The following is a 16,402-nucleotide window of genomic DNA, read 5'->3' on the forward strand; positions in this document are numbered from 1 at the left end:
TTACAGAGCCGTCCAGCCCCCATCCACCGAGATTGCCGTTCCGGTGATCTGCGCGGCGGCATCCGAACACAAAAAGACAGTTGTACCGCCCAGTTGCTCGACCGTTGCAAAAGCTTTCGACGGTTGACGTTCCAGCATGACGTTCTTGATCACGTCCTCGCGGCTCATGCCGTATTCTTTCATCGTGTCGGGAATCTGCGCTTCGACCAGTGGCGTCAGCACGTAGCCCGGGCAAATCGCGTTACAGGTTATCGGTTCCTGCGCGGTCTCCAGCGCTACGGTTTTGGTCATCCCAACCACACCATGTTTGGCCGCGACATAGGCTGCTTTGAAAGGCGACGCCGTCAGCCCGTGGGCCGAGGCGATGTTCACAATGCGCCCCCACCCGGCCTGGCGCATCATCGGCAGAGCCGCTGCCATAGTGTGATAGGCCGAGTTCATGTTGATCGCGATGATTGCATCCCATTTGTCGACCGGGAACTGATCAATCGGTGAGACGTGTTGAATGCCTGCATTGTTCACGAGAATGTCACAGGCACCCGCTTTTTCGATCAGGGCACGGCATTCGTCCCCCTCGGACATGTCCGCCTTGATGTAACGCGCGTTGGTTCCGGTTTCCTGCGAAATCTCGGCGGCCAGCGCGTGATCCTCATCCCGGTCGGTGAACGAGTTCAATATTACGTTGGCCCCAGCCTTGGCCAATTCGCGGGCAACACCCAAACCGATCCCTGAATTCGACCCTGTGATGATCGCCGTTTTTCCCGCCACGCTCATGAGCTTTCTCCGTCAACATCTGCTTTGACCGCACAGTGCCATGCTGCAACTGCAAAGGAAACGGGGAAACATATGGGTTCTGCATCCGGGGTGGAAACGCCTCAAAAAAAACGCCCGCACGAAGCGGGCGTTAAGTTATTGAGGCAGGTTTCATACAGGCAAGAAACCTATCGAGCAGTGCATCCTTTATAAGCAATTCCTTGCATCCGTCCAAGCTAAAAGTTTGAAAATAAGAAAAATCATCGATACGGTGAATCCCAACAAAATAAGGCCAGAGCAGGATTGTTTCCAAAATGCGCCCCAATTTTCTACGCCCCGTTCGCCCTGTGATCGCGGGAATCACCTTTATTTTTGCTGTCACAATCGCTCATGCAGAATCGGCCCATGGCATAGCTATGTACGGCGACCCTGCCCTACCACCGGATTTTGTGTCCCTGCCCTATGCCAATCCCAACGCGCCCAAAGGCGGCAAGGTTGTATTCGGAAACACCGGCGGCTTTAACAGTTTGAACCCGTTTGTGCAAAAAGGCAGCTCGCCATGGCAATTGCGATTTTGGACCCATGAAAGCCTGATGGGCCGGTCCTGGGACGAACCTTTCACTCTTTACGGGTTGTTAGCCGAATCAGTTGAGACTGCACCGGACCGCTCTTGGGTAGAATTTACCCTGCGTGAGAACGCCCGGTTTTCTGACGGAAATCCGGTGACCGTGGATGACGTGATTTGGTCATATGAAACTTTGGGCACCGAAGGTCATCTGCGTTACCGCGGTTTGTGGGGCAAGATCGACAGCATCGAACAAACCGGCCCCCGCACGGTGCGGATCACCTTTAACGAACCTGACCGGGAATTGGCACTGATCGCCGGGCTGCGTCCGATCCTGCAAAAAGCACAGTGGGAGGGGAAAGATTTCGCCAACGCCGCGCTGCAGGACGTTCCCATCGGGTCGGGGCCGTACGTGGTCGATAGCTATGAGGCGGGCCGCTATGTGAATTTGCGGCGCAATCCAGACTATTGGGGGGCTGACATTCCGTTCCGGCGCGGAACCATGAACCTGGATGACATAAGGATCGAGTTTTTTGGCGACGGCACCGTCCTGTTCGAGGCGTTCAAGGCCGGTGAACTGACCGCGGTGCGCGAATTCAACGCCGACAAATGGAACACTCAGTACGATTTTCCTGCCGTTCAGCGCGGTGATGTGGTCAAGACCGAAATCCCGCACGGCAAACCCTCGGGCATGACCGGGTTTGTCATGAACACCCGCAAAGCCCCTTTCGATGATTGGCGAGTCCGCGAGGCGATGCTGCTGGCGTTCAATTTCGAATTTATCAACGATACGATCACCGGCAGCGCCCAACCACGGATCACTTCGTATTTCTCGGGCTCTGACCTGGGCATGCAACCCGGCCCGGCCACTGGGCGTGTCGCCGAGCTGCTGCAACTTTATGCCGACGACCTTCCGCCCGACGCGCTTGAAGGTTATGCCCTGCCCGTCGGCGACGGTTCGGCCCGGAATCGCGCCAATATTCGCAAGGCCAACAAGCTGCTGGCCGAGGCTGGCTGGACCATTCAGGACGGCGTGCTGCGCAACCAGAATGGTCAGGACTTTGCCATCACCGTTCTGCTGCAACAGGGCGATAGCGAAGGACAAACGGCCATCGAAATCTACACCCGCGCGCTTGAGCGTCTGGGCATCAAGGTCAATGTCGAACAGGTAGACAGCGCGCAATTTGTCGGCCGCAATGCCGAGTTTGATTTTGACATCACGTTCCTTCGCCGTGCGCTGTCTCTGTCTCCGGGCAATGAACAGCGTCTGTATTGGGGCAGCGAAAACGCGGATGTACAGGGCACGCGCAACCTGATGGGTGTCGCCTCACCCGCTGTGGATGGGCTGATTGACGCTATGCTGGCCTCGGAAAGTCACGAGGATTTCGTGGCCGCCACCCGCGCGCTTGATCGGGTTCTGACTGCTGGTCGCTATGTCATTCCGATCTGGAACTTCGACGTCGGGCGCATCGCCCATGCCAAAGAACTGAAGCAGCCTCAAACCCTGCCGATCTATGGCGACGGGCCCGAGTATATGCCGCAGGTTTGGTGGTACGAAGAGTGACCAAATAAGCCCCGCTGCCGCATTAATCCGCTGTAGGTTGTTTGGTGCTTTGGTGCTTTGGATCTGAAGATTTGGCCCCAAGGGACGGCTCTGCCATAACGCCGCAGCCTTCGGCGGATTTCGGCACATGGCGCAAACCACACTACATCTAGGGGTATTCGAACTAAGTTTCGCCACAATTTGCAGTCGCCCCCAAATTCCAGCTTAACTAAAAAAAACACCCACAAGGGGCTTTACTGAACATATCTGTACGATATAGCCTATTGTCATTTAAACGTGCTGTTTGGCCGGATTAATTCTGATTATTTCGCTAGATAGCTTGTCATGCAGCGCGTCACTCTTGGATTTTGCGGACCGGCCTCCACTCACTCCAACCTCAGGTCCGTAGGCCCGTTGCGTATCGTGCGTAACGGGCCTTTTTGACGTAACGTCAGCGCTGCTCAGGTGCGACATTTTGTCATGCGCATCGACTCCCGCCATCTCCGTACCCTGATGAAAGGGCCGAGCAGCCGTGAAACCCGAATTACGGAAAGCTGACTGATGTTGAACTGGACTGACCTGCTGCAAGACTGGGATGCTATGTATTCCCGCGCTAAACGGCGTTTTCCGAATCTGCGCGATCAGGACAAGGTGCGGCTGAGCAAAGATCGAAAAGGGTTCGAAGCCTACTTGGCCGAACGCCACCACCTGACCGTAAATGAAGCCCACGAAGAACTTGAGGATTTTCTATTCACCGAAGGTCTGAACCGCGAGTTCAGCCGTTCCTTAAGCAAGTGACGTTACCCACAGGATCGTCGCATCTTCGTCACTGACGGAAATCACGTTGTGACCCATACTGGCGTCGTAGTAAGCGCTGTCGCCACGGCGCATTTCGACGGGTTCATAGAATTCGGTGTACAGTTTCACAACCCCGGTCAGCACATACAGGAATTCTTCGCCGTCATGGCGCACCCAGCCGTCAAATTCGTCCATTGAGCGCGCGCGCACGCGAGCCCGATAGGGCAGCATCTGCTTTTTCGTCAGGTTTTCGGCCAGCAACTCGTGCTCGTATGTTCCCGTCGGATGTTCAGCGCCTTCGCCCATGCGGGTGATTGCCATCCGACCGATCACCTGATCACGCTGTGGCGGGGTGAACAGCTGTGGCACCGAAATTTCCAACCCGGTCGCCAGCTTTTTCAGCGCGTCATAAGTGGGCGACATCTGCCCATTCTCGATCTTGCTGAGGGTCGAGCGCGCAAGCCCCGCCTGAGACGCCGCTTGTTCCAGCGTCCAGTTCCGCGCCTTGCGCAGTTGACGCACGCGCGCGCCCAGATCAAGTGGTTCGGGATCGGTGTGCTCACCCGAGTCACGTGCTATGCGGATCAGAGATGGCTGTTCATTAGTGCTCATGCGCCAATCTATAGGACCAGCCTGCCCGGCTTGCAACGCGCCAAGCGCCGCGATAGCCAGTGGCCATGCTTTCTGTTTTCGATCAGGGGCAGCCTCCGGCCTGCCCCGCACCATTCAATCTGGCCGCGCACGTTCTGCGGCACGCGGATGACCACCCGGACAAAACCGCCTTGTCGGTTTTATGCAATGACGGGGCGCAGAATTGGACCTATGGCGCATTGAAATCGGCCATTCTGGGCACCGCTACCGGGCTGTTGAAGACCGGATTGAATCCCGGGGACATTGCGTTGATGCGACTGGGGAATACGGTTGATTTCCCCATCGCCTATCTTGCGGCCATAGCTGCCGGGATCGTGCCGGTTCCCACCTCGTCACAGCTGACCGAGCCCGAAACCGTGCGCATGATTTCTGATCTGCAACCCACAGCCATTCTACGCGACCCAGCCGTCGCCTGCGCCAATCATCCGTTGCAGATTACGCTGGACGATCTGTCGGGGATGCGCGCACTGCCCCCTGCCGAATTCCAACTCGGCGACCCGGACCGGTTGGCCTATGTCGTCTATACCTCTGGCACTTCTGGCAAACCACGCGCTGTAGCCCATGCCCACCGCGCCATCTGGGCGCGCCAGATGATGGTGGATGGCTGGTACGGGTTGCGGGATACGGACCGCCTGTGTCATGCCGGGGCGTTCAACTGGACCTATACTCTGGGCACCGGGCTGATGGATCCCTGGACGATCGGCGCGACGGCGTTGATCCCCGAACCCGGCACCGACTCTGATGCCCTTCCAGAGCTGTTAAGACAACATCGGGCAACGATCTTTGCTGCCGCGCCCGGCGTGTTTCGCAAATTGCTTAAATCCGCCGGTGATCTGCATTTACCGGACCTGCGTCACGGCCTGTGCGCAGGCGAAAAGCTGTCGCGGCACCTGCATGCGCAATGGAGCGACCTGACCGGGACAGAATTGTACGAAGCCTTCGGTATGTCCGAATGTTCGACCTTCATCTCGTCCAGCCCTGCCCATCCGGCCCGGGGCGAGTCGTTGGGGCAACCTCAACCGGGTCGCCGGGTGGCGATATTGGGGCCGGACGGACCGGTTCCGCGTGGCCAAGAAGGTACCATTGCCATCCACCGATCCGACCCCGGTCTGATGCTAACCTATCTGAATGCACCTGACGAGGCCAAGGCCCGCATGCAGGGCGACTGGTTTCTGACCGGTGATCAAGGGGCCATGGCGATGGACGGACAGATCACCTATCTGGGCCGCGACGACGATATGATGAACGCGGGTGGCTATCGCGTGTCCCCGGTCGAGGTTGAGGCCGCCCTAACCAAATTCCCCGGCATCGCGCAAGTGGGTGCAGCGGCAGTTGAGGTTAAACAGGACACATTCGTGATAGCCGCTTTCTATACCGGGCCGGAAAAGCTGGACGAAGACACCCTGCGCACCTATGTCGAGGCAAATCTGGCGCGCTACAAACAGCCCCGCGCGTTCATTCACCTGCCCGAGCTGCCAACCGGTGGTAATGGCAAACTCCTGCGTCGGGCGCTCCCGGCCTATTTCAAGGCGAATACACCATGACCCAGACCGTCAAACTCGACATCATGTCCGACCCGATCTGCCCATGGTGCTATATCGGCAAAACCCACTTGGACAAAGCGCTGGCCGCTATTCCGGACCACCCGTTCGTTATCGAATGGCATCCGTTTCAGTTGAACCCCGACATGCCGAACGAAGGCATGGATCGCCGCGAATATCTGGAGCGCAAGTTCGGCGGCAAAGACGGTGCCGTGCGCGCCTATGCCCCGGTGGTTGAGCATGCGCAGAATGCCGGGCTGAGCATTGACTTCGAAGGGATGAAACGCACACCTAACACGTTGGACGCGCACCGCCTGATCCACTGGGCCGGGATCGAGGGCAAGCAAGACGCAGCCGTAGACGCTCTGTTCGATGCGTATTTCGTGCAGGGACGTGATATTGGCGATCACGAAGTGTTGGCCGATATCGCCGACAGTATCGGCATGGACGCAGCTGTGGTATCGAAACTGCTGAAATCCGACGCTGATCGCGAGGATATCCGCACCCGCGACACCCATTCGCGACAGATGGGGGTAAATTCTGTTCCTACCTTCATTGTGGCCAACCAGCACGCGGTTCCGGGCGCACAACCCCCTGAAATGTGGGAAAAAGTAATCGGTGAGATTATGTCTCAGCTTGAGGCTTCCCCTGCAAAATAGCACAGGTCCCTGTGCAGCCTGCCCCCTAGCGCCTCCTGAAAAGCCGTGATAGCGCAATCAGGTCAGGAGGGCGCCATGGCCAATCGCATGTCTTCGGGAGAGTTCATCGCACTTGTCGCAATGATGTTTGCGACGATTGCGTTTTCGATCGACTCGATGCTGCCTGCTTTGCCCGAGATCGGCGCGCAGCTGAGCCCCGATGATATCAACGACGCTCAGTTGATCCTGACCTCATTTGTTCTGGGCATGGGCATCGGGACATTCTTTGTGGGCCCATTGTCCGACGCGTTTGGGCGCAAGCCGGTGATCTATGTCGGCTCGGCGTTGTACATCTTGTCGGCAGCCGTGGCTTGGGCCAGTTCTTCGCTGGAACTTCTACTGTTCGCGCGGGTGGCACAGGGCATCGGCTGCGCCGCGCCGCGTGTGGTCGCCATGGCGATCATCCGAGACTTGTACTCGGGCCGGGAAATGGCGCGGATCGTCTCTATCGCCATGATGATCTTTACACTGGTGCCCGCCGTCGCCCCGATGCTGGGGGCCGGAATGATCGCCATCGCGGGATGGCGTGGCATCTTTGTTTCGTTCATCCTGTTCTCGGTGATTACCGTGATCTGGCTGGGCTTGCGCCTACCAGAATCGCTGAGGTCGGAAAACCGTCGCCCACTGCGCCTGCCCTTGATGACCGCGGCCGCACGCGAGATGTTCGCCCATCCCACGGTGCGCGTATCAATCTTTGTGCAATCCCTTTGCCTTGGCATGTTGTTCACCATGCTGACCATGGTGCAGCCAGTTTATGATGTGATCCATGACAGCGCCGACAGCTTCCCGTTTTGGTTCGGCTTTGTAGCTTTGATGGCGGGGTCCGCCAGCCTGTTGAACGCCGCGCTTGTGATCCGCGTGGGGATGCGGCGGCTGGTGACATGGGCCCTTGGCGCGCAGATCGCCATCACGATTGGCGTCATCACGCTGAACATGATGCCGCTTTCAGCCAATCTGAACTTTGCGGTGTTCGTCTTCTGGCAGACCTCGATCTTTTTCATGGCTGGCATGACGATGGGCAACCTGAACGCCATTGCGATGGAGCCAATGGGCCATATTGCCGGTATGGCAGCGTCGGTCATCGGCGCGTTTTCGACCGTTCTGGCCGCCGCTATCGCCGCCCCGATCGGTCAAATGTTCGATGGCTCGCTATATCCGCTGACCACCGGCATTCTGGTGATGAGCGTGGCCGGTTTCGGACTGATGCTGCATATGGGCCGGATCGAAAACAGACTGCCTGCCTGACCTGTGCAGCCCGGGTGAATCACGCTAACCTTTCCCTAAGTTAAAGGGATCGTGATGAAAAAGAGCTTTGAGCCTCCAAACCCAAGGTCGCGCAAACCGAATGAGTTTAAGGGCACTTGGAAAGGGCGCAACTACCGTCATGGTGTCCTCAAAGCACTAATTGTAAATTTCTTTGTGTTTTGCATAGTCTTTGCGGCGGTCGCGTACGTCGTTCATCATAGGGAACAAGCAAAGCAGCACCCCAGAGTCTGGACTTTGGGATCACAGTAAAGGGGTTTTCATGGGCGACTATTACGATCTGGGTACGCATTCCTGTCCGGTCAGCACGACCTCAGCCGAGGCCCAGCTTTGGTTCGATCGGGGGCTGGTTTGGACCTATGGCTATAACCATGACGAGGCCGTTGTCTGTTTCCAACGCGCTGCCGAGCATGACCCGGATTGCGCTATGGCCCATTGGGGCATCGCTTATGCCGCCGGTCCGAATTACAACCTGCCCTGGGATTTACGCGACGCGCGTGGTCAGCAGAAAGCGCTCGGGCAAGCCTATGACGCGACACAGCAAGCGGTGGCCCTGTTGGGCACCTGCACCCCCGTTGAACAGGCGCTGATCCGCGCATTGCCCGCCCGTTACCCTCAGCGCGATCCGATCCCGGATATGAACGGCTGGAACTATGATTTTGCCGATGCCATGCGCGCGGCCTTTGCCGATCACCCCGATCACTTGGACCTGCGCACGATATATGTTGAGGCACTGCTGAACCTCACCCCCTGGCAGATGTGGGATCTGAAGACCGGGAAACCTGCCGAAGGTGCCGCCACGCTTGAGGCGCAGAAGGTCCTTGAGGACGCGATGGCAAATGACCCCGCAGCCATGTCGCACCCGGGTTTGCTGCACCTCTATGTCCACCTGATGGAGATGTCTCCTACCCCAGAAAAGGCATTAAAAGCCGGGGATGTTCTGCGCACGCTGGTGCCGGATGCGGGCCATCTGGTGCATATGCCCACCCATATCGATGTGCTGTGCGGCCACTACCACAACGTCGTTTATTGGAACGAAAAGGCCACCATAGCCGATCTAAAATATTACGAGCGCGAAGGCGCGTTCAACATCTATACCGGCTACCGTCAGCACAATTACCATTTCGCCATCTACGGGGCGTTGTTCCTGGGCCAGATGGAACCGGCCCTGCGCGCCAATCAGGGCCTGTGGGACACAACCCCCGAAGATATGTTGCGTATCGAAAGCCCACCCATGGCGGATTACTTCGAAAGCTACATGTCCATGGGGCCGCATATCCTGATCCGTTTTGGCCAGTGGGAGGAAGCCAAGGCACTGAAACTGCCCGCAGACCCCGACCTCTATCGCACGTTGACCGCCACCATCCACTATGCTCGCGCCATCGCCCATGCTGCAACCGGTGACGTCGCCGAAGCCGAAGCTGAGGAACAACTGTTCCTGTCGGCCAAGGCCTGCGTGCCCGAAACACGCCTGCTACACAACAACCGCGTCGTTGACCTGCTTGAAATCGCGCGGGAAATGCTGAGTGGAGAGATTGAGTATCGCAAGGGCAACTACGATATCGCCTACGCCCATCTGCGACGCTCGGTCGAGTTGGATGACACGCTGCCCTATGACGAACCGTGGGGCTGGATGCAGCCAACCCGCCATGCATTAGGGGCGTTGTTGTTTGAACAAGGTCACGTAACCGAGGCTGAAGCGGTCTATCGCGAAGACCTTGGCTTGGACGGCACCCTCAGCCGTGCTTCGATCCATCCGGACAATGTTTGGAGCCTCAAAGGTCTGCATGACTGCCTGAAGGCGCGCGGCGAAAGTGTTGAAATCGCTCAAATCAAACAACGTCTTGATTTGGCTCTGGCACGTGCCGACCGCGCCGTCGGAGCATCCTGTTTCTGCGCCCAAGCCGCGATGAGGGCCGCCGAATGAGATACGCGCTACTGCTGGCTGCCGTGATCTGCGGCCCAGCACTTGCCGACCGTCAATCCTTTCCACCGGTCGATCAGGCAGACCGTGATTCATCGTTGATCGCCTTTCGCGAGGCATTATTGGTCCAAGTGGCTGCACGGGATACCGACGCTGTGGTTGCCGCGTCCTGCCCCGATATCTACCTAAGCCATGGCGGTGATGGCGGCCCCGAGGAATTGCGCGCCAATCTGACCCTCGACCCGGAAGCCCTGTCGGAAGAACAGCGCGAAAACGCGGATGCATTACGCGCGCAATACTGGTCTGACCTGGAAACCACTTTGTCTCAGCCCGGTTACTTCGACGAAGAAGGCGAGTTCTGGATGCCGCATCAATGGCAGATCACCCTGCCCGCCTCGCTGGACCCAGAGTTGGCGTTCTTTGTCAAAGGTTCCGATGTATCTTTACGTCAAAGACCGGATCGCAACTCGTCCATTATAGGCCTGATCAGCCACGAAATCGCGATCATACGTGACTATCAAGACGGTGCCGAATATCAGCGCGTCCTGCTGACGGACGGCACGCAAGGTTATATGCACGCCGATTTTCTTTGGCCCATGACCGGCCACCGCGCCGCGTTCGTCAAGTCAGACGCGGGCGACTGGCAGTTGTGTACTTTTGTCAGCGGAGACTAGACCTTCGCCTTTTTCTTCTCGGCCACAACCTTTTCAGCCAGATCACGAGCGATGGCAAAGGCACCCTTGATCTTGTCACTGTCCTTTTTCCAGTCGCGGCGCACCACGATCTTGTTGTCCTTGACCTTGGCCAGCCCGCGCTGGTTCTGGATGAACTCGACCAACCCCTGAGGCGAGGCAAACTTGTCATTGTGAAACTGGATCGTCGCACCCTTTGGTCCGCCGTCCAATTTGGCAATGCCCGCACGTTTGCACATCGCTTTGATACGCACGACCAGCATCAGGGTGTTCACCTCTTTTGGCAGCGAACCAAAGCGGTCAATCAACTCGGCTGCAAAACCTTCAAGTTCAACCTTGGTCGAAAGCGAGGACAAGCGGCGGTACAGCCCCAGGCGCACATCCAGATCGGGCACATAATCCTCGGGGATCAGAACCGGGACGCCCAGATTGATCTGCGGGGCCCACTGGTCGTCTGCGTCCGATAGACCCTCCATCTCACCGGCTTTGATTTTGGCAATCGCCTCTTCCAGCATGGATTGGTACAGCTCGTAGCCCACGTCGCGCATCTGGCCCGACTGTTCCTCGCCCAGCAGATTGCCGGCACCGCGAATGTCCAGATCCTGCGATGCCAGCGTGAACCCCGCCCCCAGTGTATCAAGAGAGCCTAGAACCCGCAGGCGTTTCTCGGCGGTGGCCGTCAATCGCTGGCGCGGTTTAGTGGTCAGATAGGCATAGGCGCGGGCCTTTGATCGCCCCACCCGTCCGCGGATCTGGTAAAGCTGCGCCAGACCGAACATATCCGCGCGATGCACGACCATTGTGTTGGCCGTCGGAATATCCAGCCCACTTTCCACAATCGTCGTTGCCAACAGCACATCATACTTCCCGTCATAGAAGGCATTCATGCGGTCATCGAGTTCGCCCGCCGCCATTTGCCCATGCGCGACAACGTAAGTCAGTTCCGGTAGTTGCTCCTTCAGGAATTCCTCAATCTCGGGCAGGTCCGAGATACGCGGGACCACATAGAAACTTTGCCCGCCGCGATAATGTTCGCGCAGCAGCGCCTCGCGCACCGTGACCGCATCGAATTCGCTGACATAGGTGCGGATGGCCAGACGGTCGATGGGCGGCGTGCCGATGATTGACAGATCACGCACACCTGTCAGCGACAATTGCAGCGTCCGCGGTATCGGCGTCGCGGTCAGGGTCAGTACGTGAATGTCCGAGCGCAGTTGTTTGAGGCGCTCTTTGTGACCCACCCCGAAATGCTGTTCCTCATCGATGATCAGCAGCCCGAGGTTGTTGAACCGAATCCCCTTGGCCAGCAGCGCATGGGTGCCGACCACGATGTCCACCGTGCCTCGCGCCAACCCATCGCGGGTTTGTTGCGCCTCTTTCGCCGAGACAAAACGCGACAGCTGCCGAACCTCAAGCGGGAATCCCCGGAACCGTTCCTTAAACGATGCCGCGTGCTGTCGGGCCAGCAGCGTCGTAGGGGCCACAACGGCCACCTGCACGCCCGACATCGCGGCGACAAAGGCAGCACGCATGGCGACCTCGGTCTTGCCAAAGCCGACATCGCCGCAAATCAGACGATCCATTGGCGCGCCCGAGTGCATGTCTTCCATCACATCGGAAATCGCGCGCAGCTGATCATCAGTTTCCTGATACGGAAAACGCGCGCTGAACTCCTCCCACGCATGGGGCGGCGGGTCCATCACCGGAGCTTTACGCAGCGCCCGCTCAGCAGCGATGCGGATCAGCTTGTCCGCCATCTCGCGAATGCGCTCTTTCAGCTTGGCCTTTTTGGCCTGCCATGCACCGCCGCCCAAACGATCCAGAAGACCTTCGTCGTGACCGTATTTCGACAGCAGCTCGATGTTTTCCACCGGCAGGTACAGCTTGGACTGTTCGGCATATTCCAACAAAAGGCACTCATGGGCTGCGCCCGCCGCCGTCACGACCTCCATCCCCATGTAGCGGCCAATCCCGTGGTCCACATGCACCACAAGATCGCCGGGTGATAGCGATTGGGTTTCGGTTAGGAAGTTCTCGGCCTTTCGGCGTTTCTTGGGTTGGCGGATCAGGCGGTCGCCCAGAACATCTTGTTCAGCGATCACTGTCAGATCCGACGTTTCGAACCCATGCTCCAACGCCCAAACAGCCAGGTGCAGCCCGCGTTTACCGACGCGAGTGCCGTCGGAAACGGGGATCGCCTCAGCCAGACCTTCGTCTTCGATCAATCCGGTCAGGCGTTCACGCGCACCTTCGGAATAAGACGCGATCAGGACCGGCCCTTTGTTCATCTTGTCTGTGATATGACTGGCCAGCGCGCCAAAAAGGCTGATGCTTTCCTGCTGTCGTTCGGGTGCAAAATTCCGCCCGATCCGTCCACCAGCGTCGATCACGCCGGGGCCGCTGGCCTGCGGCAACGGACTGAATTGCAAAACGCGCCGATCACCCACCGCCTGCTCCCATGCAGCATCGTCCAGATACAACAATCCGGGCGGCGTAGGTTTATAAACCGTGTCCATGCGCGAGCGGTTTTCCAGTGCCAACCGCCGAGTTTCGTACTGATCCTCAATCGATGCCCACCGGGCCAAGCGCGTGGGCGTGACCTGATCGTCCAACGAGATCGTGGCACCAGGCAGATAGTCGAACAGCGTTTCAAGCTTTTCGTGAAAAAACGGCAACCAGTGTTCCACGCCTTGATGCTTGCGGCCAGCGCTGACCGCCTCGTACAGCGGATCATCGGTGCCCGCCGCGCCGAATTCGATGCGATAGTTCTGGCGGAATCGTGTGATGGCGGCGTCATCCAGAATGACCTCGGACACCGGGGCCAGTTCAACCACGTCCAGCTTTTCGGTCGTGCGCTGCGACACTGGGTCAAACCGGCGCGCACCGTCCAGCACATCACCGAACAGGTCCAGCCGAACCGGGCCGGATTCGCCCGGAGGGAAGATGTCGATAATGCCGCCGCGGATCGCGTAGTCTCCGGGCTCCATAACCGTCGGGCTTTGCGTGAAACCCATGCGCACCAAAAAGTTCCGCAATGCTGTTTCGTCGACACGGTGGTTGACCCGGGCAGTAAACGCGGCCTCACGCAGCACATCGCGCGCTGGCACTCGTTGGGTCGCGGCGTTTAGCGTGGTCAGCAACACAAACCGTTCGGGCATCTGATGCACCAGCGCGGCCAGTGTTGCGACCCGCGCCGCAGCGATATCCGCGTTCGGCGACACCCGGTCATACGGAAGGCAATCCCAGCCGGGGAAGACGAACACCGGCATGTCCGGGGCGAAAAAGGCAAGTGCTGCCCGCATTGCCTCCATCCGCTTGTCATCGCGCGCGACGTGGCAAACCGGCCCGGCGGATCGCGCGATCTCGTTCAGGACAAGCTGTGCGTCAAACCCCTCAGGGGCGCCGCCGACTGTTACGTGGTTCGGAGCCGTCATTCCCTCGCCTTTCCGAATTTCCTACCCCAGAACACCAATCGAAAAGTTCTGATACATGCCCCAAAGCGACGTGATCAAGATCGAGATCATGCCGATAATCTGCGTATAAATCCGGCAGCGGGTCAAAATCTTGCCGGTAAATTCCAATGTCCCGTCGCCGGCCTGCAGCTTTCGCGCCGCCGAAATGTTGATCAGCATCACAATACAGACCGGGAATAACAACAAGAACACAGCCTGCGCGAATTCAACCCCGTAAACGAACCCAAGCATCGCCAGACCGGTGAAGATGAAACAGCTCAACCCGAGAATGGCCAGCCCCGATACCTCAACGATATACAGTATCCGGTTTCTGTTGATCCGCACGATGTCCAGAAAATCACGCTCGGCCTCGCCGCCGACACGGCGCGCGCGCACCAGCAGATCATAGGGCACACCCAGCGTCCAGTGGCTTGTGGACGACCACAGCACAGCCAGCCCGATCCAATACCACAGATTCGAAAAGCTGCGCATGTCGATAATTTCGAAAAGCGTAGAGAATAAGTCCAAGCGTCAGCCCTTTGTTCACTGTCCTTAGGGGCCTTCACTGCGCAGGCGCGACCATCGTTACCCTTGAGACCACGTGGAATTCATGCCACCCAATGCGGGAATATTCAAGGAGAGCGCGACATGAAGCCGACCATCGCCCCCTATCCCCTGACCCGTTTCCGCCGGGCGCGCCAATCTCAGGCCGTGCGCGGCCTTGTTCGGGAAAATACGCTGACCACAGATGATTTGATCTGGCCGGTTTTTGTGCGCGACGGCGAGGGTGTGGAGGAGCCCGTGCCCTCGATGCCCGGTGTGATGCGCCGGTCGGTGGACCTGATAGCTAAGGCCGCGGTTGAGGCGCAGGCGTTGGGAATCCCAGCGATCTGCATCTTTCCCTACACCGACGCCAACCTGAAAACCGAGGATTGCGCCGAGGCCTGGAACTCTGACAATCTGTCCAACCGGGCCATCCGCGCCATCAAGGCCGCAGCCCCGGATATCGCGGTAATGACCGATGTGGCACTGGACCCGTACAACATCAACGGTCACGACGGCTATGTCATCGATGGCGAAATTGTGAACGACAAGACGATCGAGGCGCTGGTCAGGATGACGTTGGCACAGGCTGAGGCAGGTGCCGATATCATCGGTCCGTCCGACATGATGGATGGGCGGATCGGTGAAATGCGCCGGGCGTTGGAATCTGCTGGGCACCAGAACGTGATGATTCTCAGCTATGCCGCGAAATACGCCAGCGCCTTTTACGGACCCTTCCGTGATGCGGTCGGTGCTTCGGGTGCGCTTACGGGCGACAAGAAGACCTATCAGATGGATCCGGCCAATTCGAACGAAGCCCTGCGCCTGATCGAACGCGACCTGACAGAAGGTGCGGATATGGTGATGATCAAGCCCGGCATGCCCTATCTGGATATCTGCCGACGGGTAAAGGACACCTTTGGCGCGCCGACATATGCCTATCAGGTGTCGGGTGAATACGCGATGATACAGGCCGCGGCACGGAACGGTTGGATCGATGGTGACAGGGTGATGCTGGAAAGCCTGTTGGCCTTCAAGCGCGCTGGCTGCGACGGCATCCTCACCTATTTCGCCCCACAGGTCGCGCACGCCTTGCAAGGCTAATGCCCCCAATTGTCGCAATTTTTCGCCGATTGTGATTCGCTGTCACTCAGCTTTCCCGTGACACGCGACGGCAATCGGCGTATTCTTGCACATAAGATCGGGAACACCCGACATATCAGGCAGTCATACAGAGAAAAATAGACATGAGCAGTTCCAATGCACCCCAACTAAGCCGTCGCGGCTTTGCCTTTGGCATGGCCGGTTTGACGGTAACCGCAGCTTGTGGCAACGGCGTGGGTAACACCAACGCCGCCACCATCGACGCGCGCGTCGATGCCACACTAACCGAAATGTATGCGAAATATCCCAACACGGTTGAGATCGCAAACAAAGCCAACGGCATGTTGATCATGCCCCTGATCACCGACGCCGGATTAATCTTCTTTGGTGGCGCCTACGGCCAAGGCGCCTTGCGCATTCAGGGCGCAACGGTTGATTACTATTCTGCAATTTCCGGAACCGCCGGCCTGCAAATCGGCGCGCAACAATATGCACATGTCCTGTTCTTCATGACCCAGGACGCACTGAACGATTTCCGCCGTTCCAGCGGATGGACTGCCGGTGCCGATATTGGCTATGTGGTTGATGCAACTGGAAACTCCCTGTCCACTGACACAACGACTTTGCGTTCGCCTGTGCTGGCGGTGGTATTCGGCCAAGCCGGTTTGAAATTCGGCGCCACGGTCGAAGGCACCAAATACACGCGGATCATTCCTTAAACATTGGACTACCACTCCCCCCTCATTAGTCCCCGCCACAGGTTCCCAGCTGCGGCGGGGTTTTTCATTTATAGCGCTGTAAACACGAATATTCCCGGGCTGTTCCTCTTTCGGTCAATCCAGCCATCATCTAGTCTGACCTCAATCGGAATAGGA

Annotated in this window: 13 protein-coding genes; 9 read left to right on the plus strand and 4 right to left on the minus strand. The window is 58.1% G+C overall.

The window, feature by feature from the left end:
• Nucleotides 1-774 (minus strand): 3-hydroxybutyrate dehydrogenase, encoded by a 774-nt coding sequence (locus tag ACR0DL_RS05790; RefSeq protein WP_480688035.1) that lies wholly within the window; start codon nucleotides 772-774, stop codon nucleotides 1-3.
• 293 nt (nucleotides 775-1,067) lie between these two features.
• On the opposite strand from ACR0DL_RS05790, the gene ACR0DL_RS05795 reads away from it, so the two are divergent.
• Together ACR0DL_RS05795 and ACR0DL_RS05800 are read left to right on the plus strand one after the other, a co-directional pair.
• On the plus strand, nucleotides 1,068-2,882 hold the full coding sequence (locus tag ACR0DL_RS05795) for an extracellular solute-binding protein (protein ID WP_480688037.1): 1,815 nt from the start codon (nucleotides 1,068-1,070) through the stop codon (nucleotides 2,880-2,882).
• A gap of 540 nt (nucleotides 2,883-3,422) precedes the next feature.
• On the plus strand, nucleotides 3,423-3,659 hold the full coding sequence (locus ACR0DL_RS05800) for a hypothetical protein (RefSeq protein WP_170348869.1): 237 nt from the start codon (nucleotides 3,423-3,425) through the stop codon (nucleotides 3,657-3,659).
• Here the strand turns inward: ACR0DL_RS05800 and ACR0DL_RS05805 are convergent.
• Nucleotides 3,648-4,271, minus strand: coding sequence for a helix-turn-helix domain-containing protein (locus tag ACR0DL_RS05805; RefSeq protein ID WP_170348870.1), 624 nt, complete (start codon nucleotides 4,269-4,271; stop codon nucleotides 3,648-3,650). The genes ACR0DL_RS05800 and ACR0DL_RS05805 overlap by 12 nt on opposite strands.
• Before the next feature lie 65 nt (nucleotides 4,272-4,336).
• Here ACR0DL_RS05805 and ACR0DL_RS05810 point away from each other — a divergent pair, with 65 nt between their 5' ends.
• The 5 genes from ACR0DL_RS05810 to ACR0DL_RS05830 all read left to right on the plus strand — a co-directional run bounded on the left by ACR0DL_RS05810 (nucleotide 4,337) and on the right by ACR0DL_RS05830 (nucleotide 10,410).
• The gene (locus tag ACR0DL_RS05810; RefSeq protein WP_480688039.1) at nucleotides 4,337-5,854 is read left to right on the plus strand and encodes a class I adenylate-forming enzyme family protein; all 1,518 of its coding nucleotides are present in this window, start codon (nucleotides 4,337-4,339) and stop codon (nucleotides 5,852-5,854) included.
• On the plus strand, nucleotides 5,851-6,510 hold the full coding sequence (locus tag ACR0DL_RS05815) for a DsbA family oxidoreductase (protein WP_170375550.1): 660 nt from the start codon (nucleotides 5,851-5,853) through the stop codon (nucleotides 6,508-6,510). The genes ACR0DL_RS05810 and ACR0DL_RS05815 overlap by 4 nt, the downstream gene beginning before the upstream one ends.
• Nucleotides 6,511-6,585: 75 nt before the next feature.
• The gene (locus ACR0DL_RS05820) at nucleotides 6,586-7,794 is read left to right on the plus strand and encodes a multidrug effflux MFS transporter (RefSeq protein WP_170375553.1); all 1,209 of its coding nucleotides are present in this window, start codon (nucleotides 6,586-6,588) and stop codon (nucleotides 7,792-7,794) included.
• A gap of 280 nt (nucleotides 7,795-8,074) precedes the next feature.
• Nucleotides 8,075-9,739, plus strand: a complete 1,665-nt coding sequence (locus ACR0DL_RS05825; RefSeq protein ID WP_480688041.1) for a tetratricopeptide repeat protein — start codon at nucleotides 8,075-8,077, stop codon at nucleotides 9,737-9,739.
• Nucleotides 9,736-10,410 carry an SH3 domain-containing protein gene (locus ACR0DL_RS05830; RefSeq protein WP_480688043.1) on the plus strand — a complete coding sequence of 225 codons (675 nt, stop codon included), beginning with the start codon at nucleotides 9,736-9,738 and terminating at the stop codon, nucleotides 10,408-10,410. Before ACR0DL_RS05825 ends, ACR0DL_RS05830 begins: the two co-directional genes overlap by 4 nt.
• Here the strand turns inward: ACR0DL_RS05830 and mfd are convergent.
• The gene (gene mfd, locus ACR0DL_RS05835; protein ID WP_480688045.1) at nucleotides 10,407-13,862 is read right to left on the minus strand and encodes a transcription-repair coupling factor; all 3,456 of its coding nucleotides are present in this window, start codon (nucleotides 13,860-13,862) and stop codon (nucleotides 10,407-10,409) included. The two genes, ACR0DL_RS05830 and mfd, sit on opposite strands and share 4 nt — an antisense overlap.
• Nucleotides 13,863-13,883: 21 nt before the next feature.
• Nucleotides 13,884-14,408, minus strand: a complete 525-nt coding sequence (locus tag ACR0DL_RS05840; RefSeq protein ID WP_170375562.1) for a component of SufBCD complex — start codon at nucleotides 14,406-14,408, stop codon at nucleotides 13,884-13,886.
• A 120-nt stretch (nucleotides 14,409-14,528) separates the two neighbouring features.
• Between ACR0DL_RS05840 and hemB the strand changes: the two genes are divergently transcribed.
• Nucleotides 14,529-15,527, plus strand: a complete 999-nt coding sequence (gene hemB / locus ACR0DL_RS05845; RefSeq protein ID WP_480688047.1) for a porphobilinogen synthase — start codon at nucleotides 14,529-14,531, stop codon at nucleotides 15,525-15,527.
• 143 nt (nucleotides 15,528-15,670) lie between these two features.
• The gene (locus tag ACR0DL_RS05850) at nucleotides 15,671-16,246 is read left to right on the plus strand and encodes a lipid-binding SYLF domain-containing protein (protein WP_170358718.1); all 576 of its coding nucleotides are present in this window, start codon (nucleotides 15,671-15,673) and stop codon (nucleotides 16,244-16,246) included.
• The last annotated feature ends 156 nt before the right edge of the window (nucleotides 16,247-16,402 follow it).

The sequence above is a fragment of the Ruegeria sp. BB5 genome, assembly GCF_056539405.1.

What these genes read in the sequence shown, in the direction of transcription:
- ACR0DL_RS05820 (WP_170375553.1), top strand. Translation starts at nt 6,586, where the DNA reads ATGGCCAATCGCATGTCTTCGGGAGAGTTCATCGCACTTGTCGCAATG.
- ACR0DL_RS05810 (WP_480688039.1), top strand. Translation starts at nt 4,337, where the DNA reads ATGCTTTCTGTTTTCGATCAGGGGCAGCCTCCGGCCTGCCCCGCACCA.
- ACR0DL_RS05805 (WP_170348870.1), bottom strand. Translation starts at nt 4,271, where the DNA reads ATGAGCACTAATGAACAGCCATCTCTGATCCGCATAGCACGTGACTCG.
- mfd (WP_480688045.1), bottom strand. Translation starts at nt 13,862, where the DNA reads ATGACGGCTCCGAACCACGTAACAGTCGGCGGCGCCCCTGAGGGGTTT.
- ACR0DL_RS05795 (WP_480688037.1), top strand. Translation starts at nt 1,068, where the DNA reads ATGCGCCCCAATTTTCTACGCCCCGTTCGCCCTGTGATCGCGGGAATC.
- ACR0DL_RS05800 (WP_170348869.1), top strand. Translation starts at nt 3,423, where the DNA reads ATGTTGAACTGGACTGACCTGCTGCAAGACTGGGATGCTATGTATTCC.
- hemB (WP_480688047.1), top strand. Translation starts at nt 14,529, where the DNA reads ATGAAGCCGACCATCGCCCCCTATCCCCTGACCCGTTTCCGCCGGGCG.
- ACR0DL_RS05830 (WP_480688043.1), top strand. Translation starts at nt 9,736, where the DNA reads ATGAGATACGCGCTACTGCTGGCTGCCGTGATCTGCGGCCCAGCACTT.
- ACR0DL_RS05850 (WP_170358718.1), top strand. Translation starts at nt 15,671, where the DNA reads ATGAGCAGTTCCAATGCACCCCAACTAAGCCGTCGCGGCTTTGCCTTT.
- ACR0DL_RS05790 (WP_480688035.1), bottom strand. Translation starts at nt 774, where the DNA reads ATGAGCGTGGCGGGAAAAACGGCGATCATCACAGGGTCGAATTCAGGG.
- ACR0DL_RS05815 (WP_170375550.1), top strand. Translation starts at nt 5,851, where the DNA reads ATGACCCAGACCGTCAAACTCGACATCATGTCCGACCCGATCTGCCCA.
- ACR0DL_RS05825 (WP_480688041.1), top strand. Translation starts at nt 8,075, where the DNA reads ATGGGCGACTATTACGATCTGGGTACGCATTCCTGTCCGGTCAGCACG.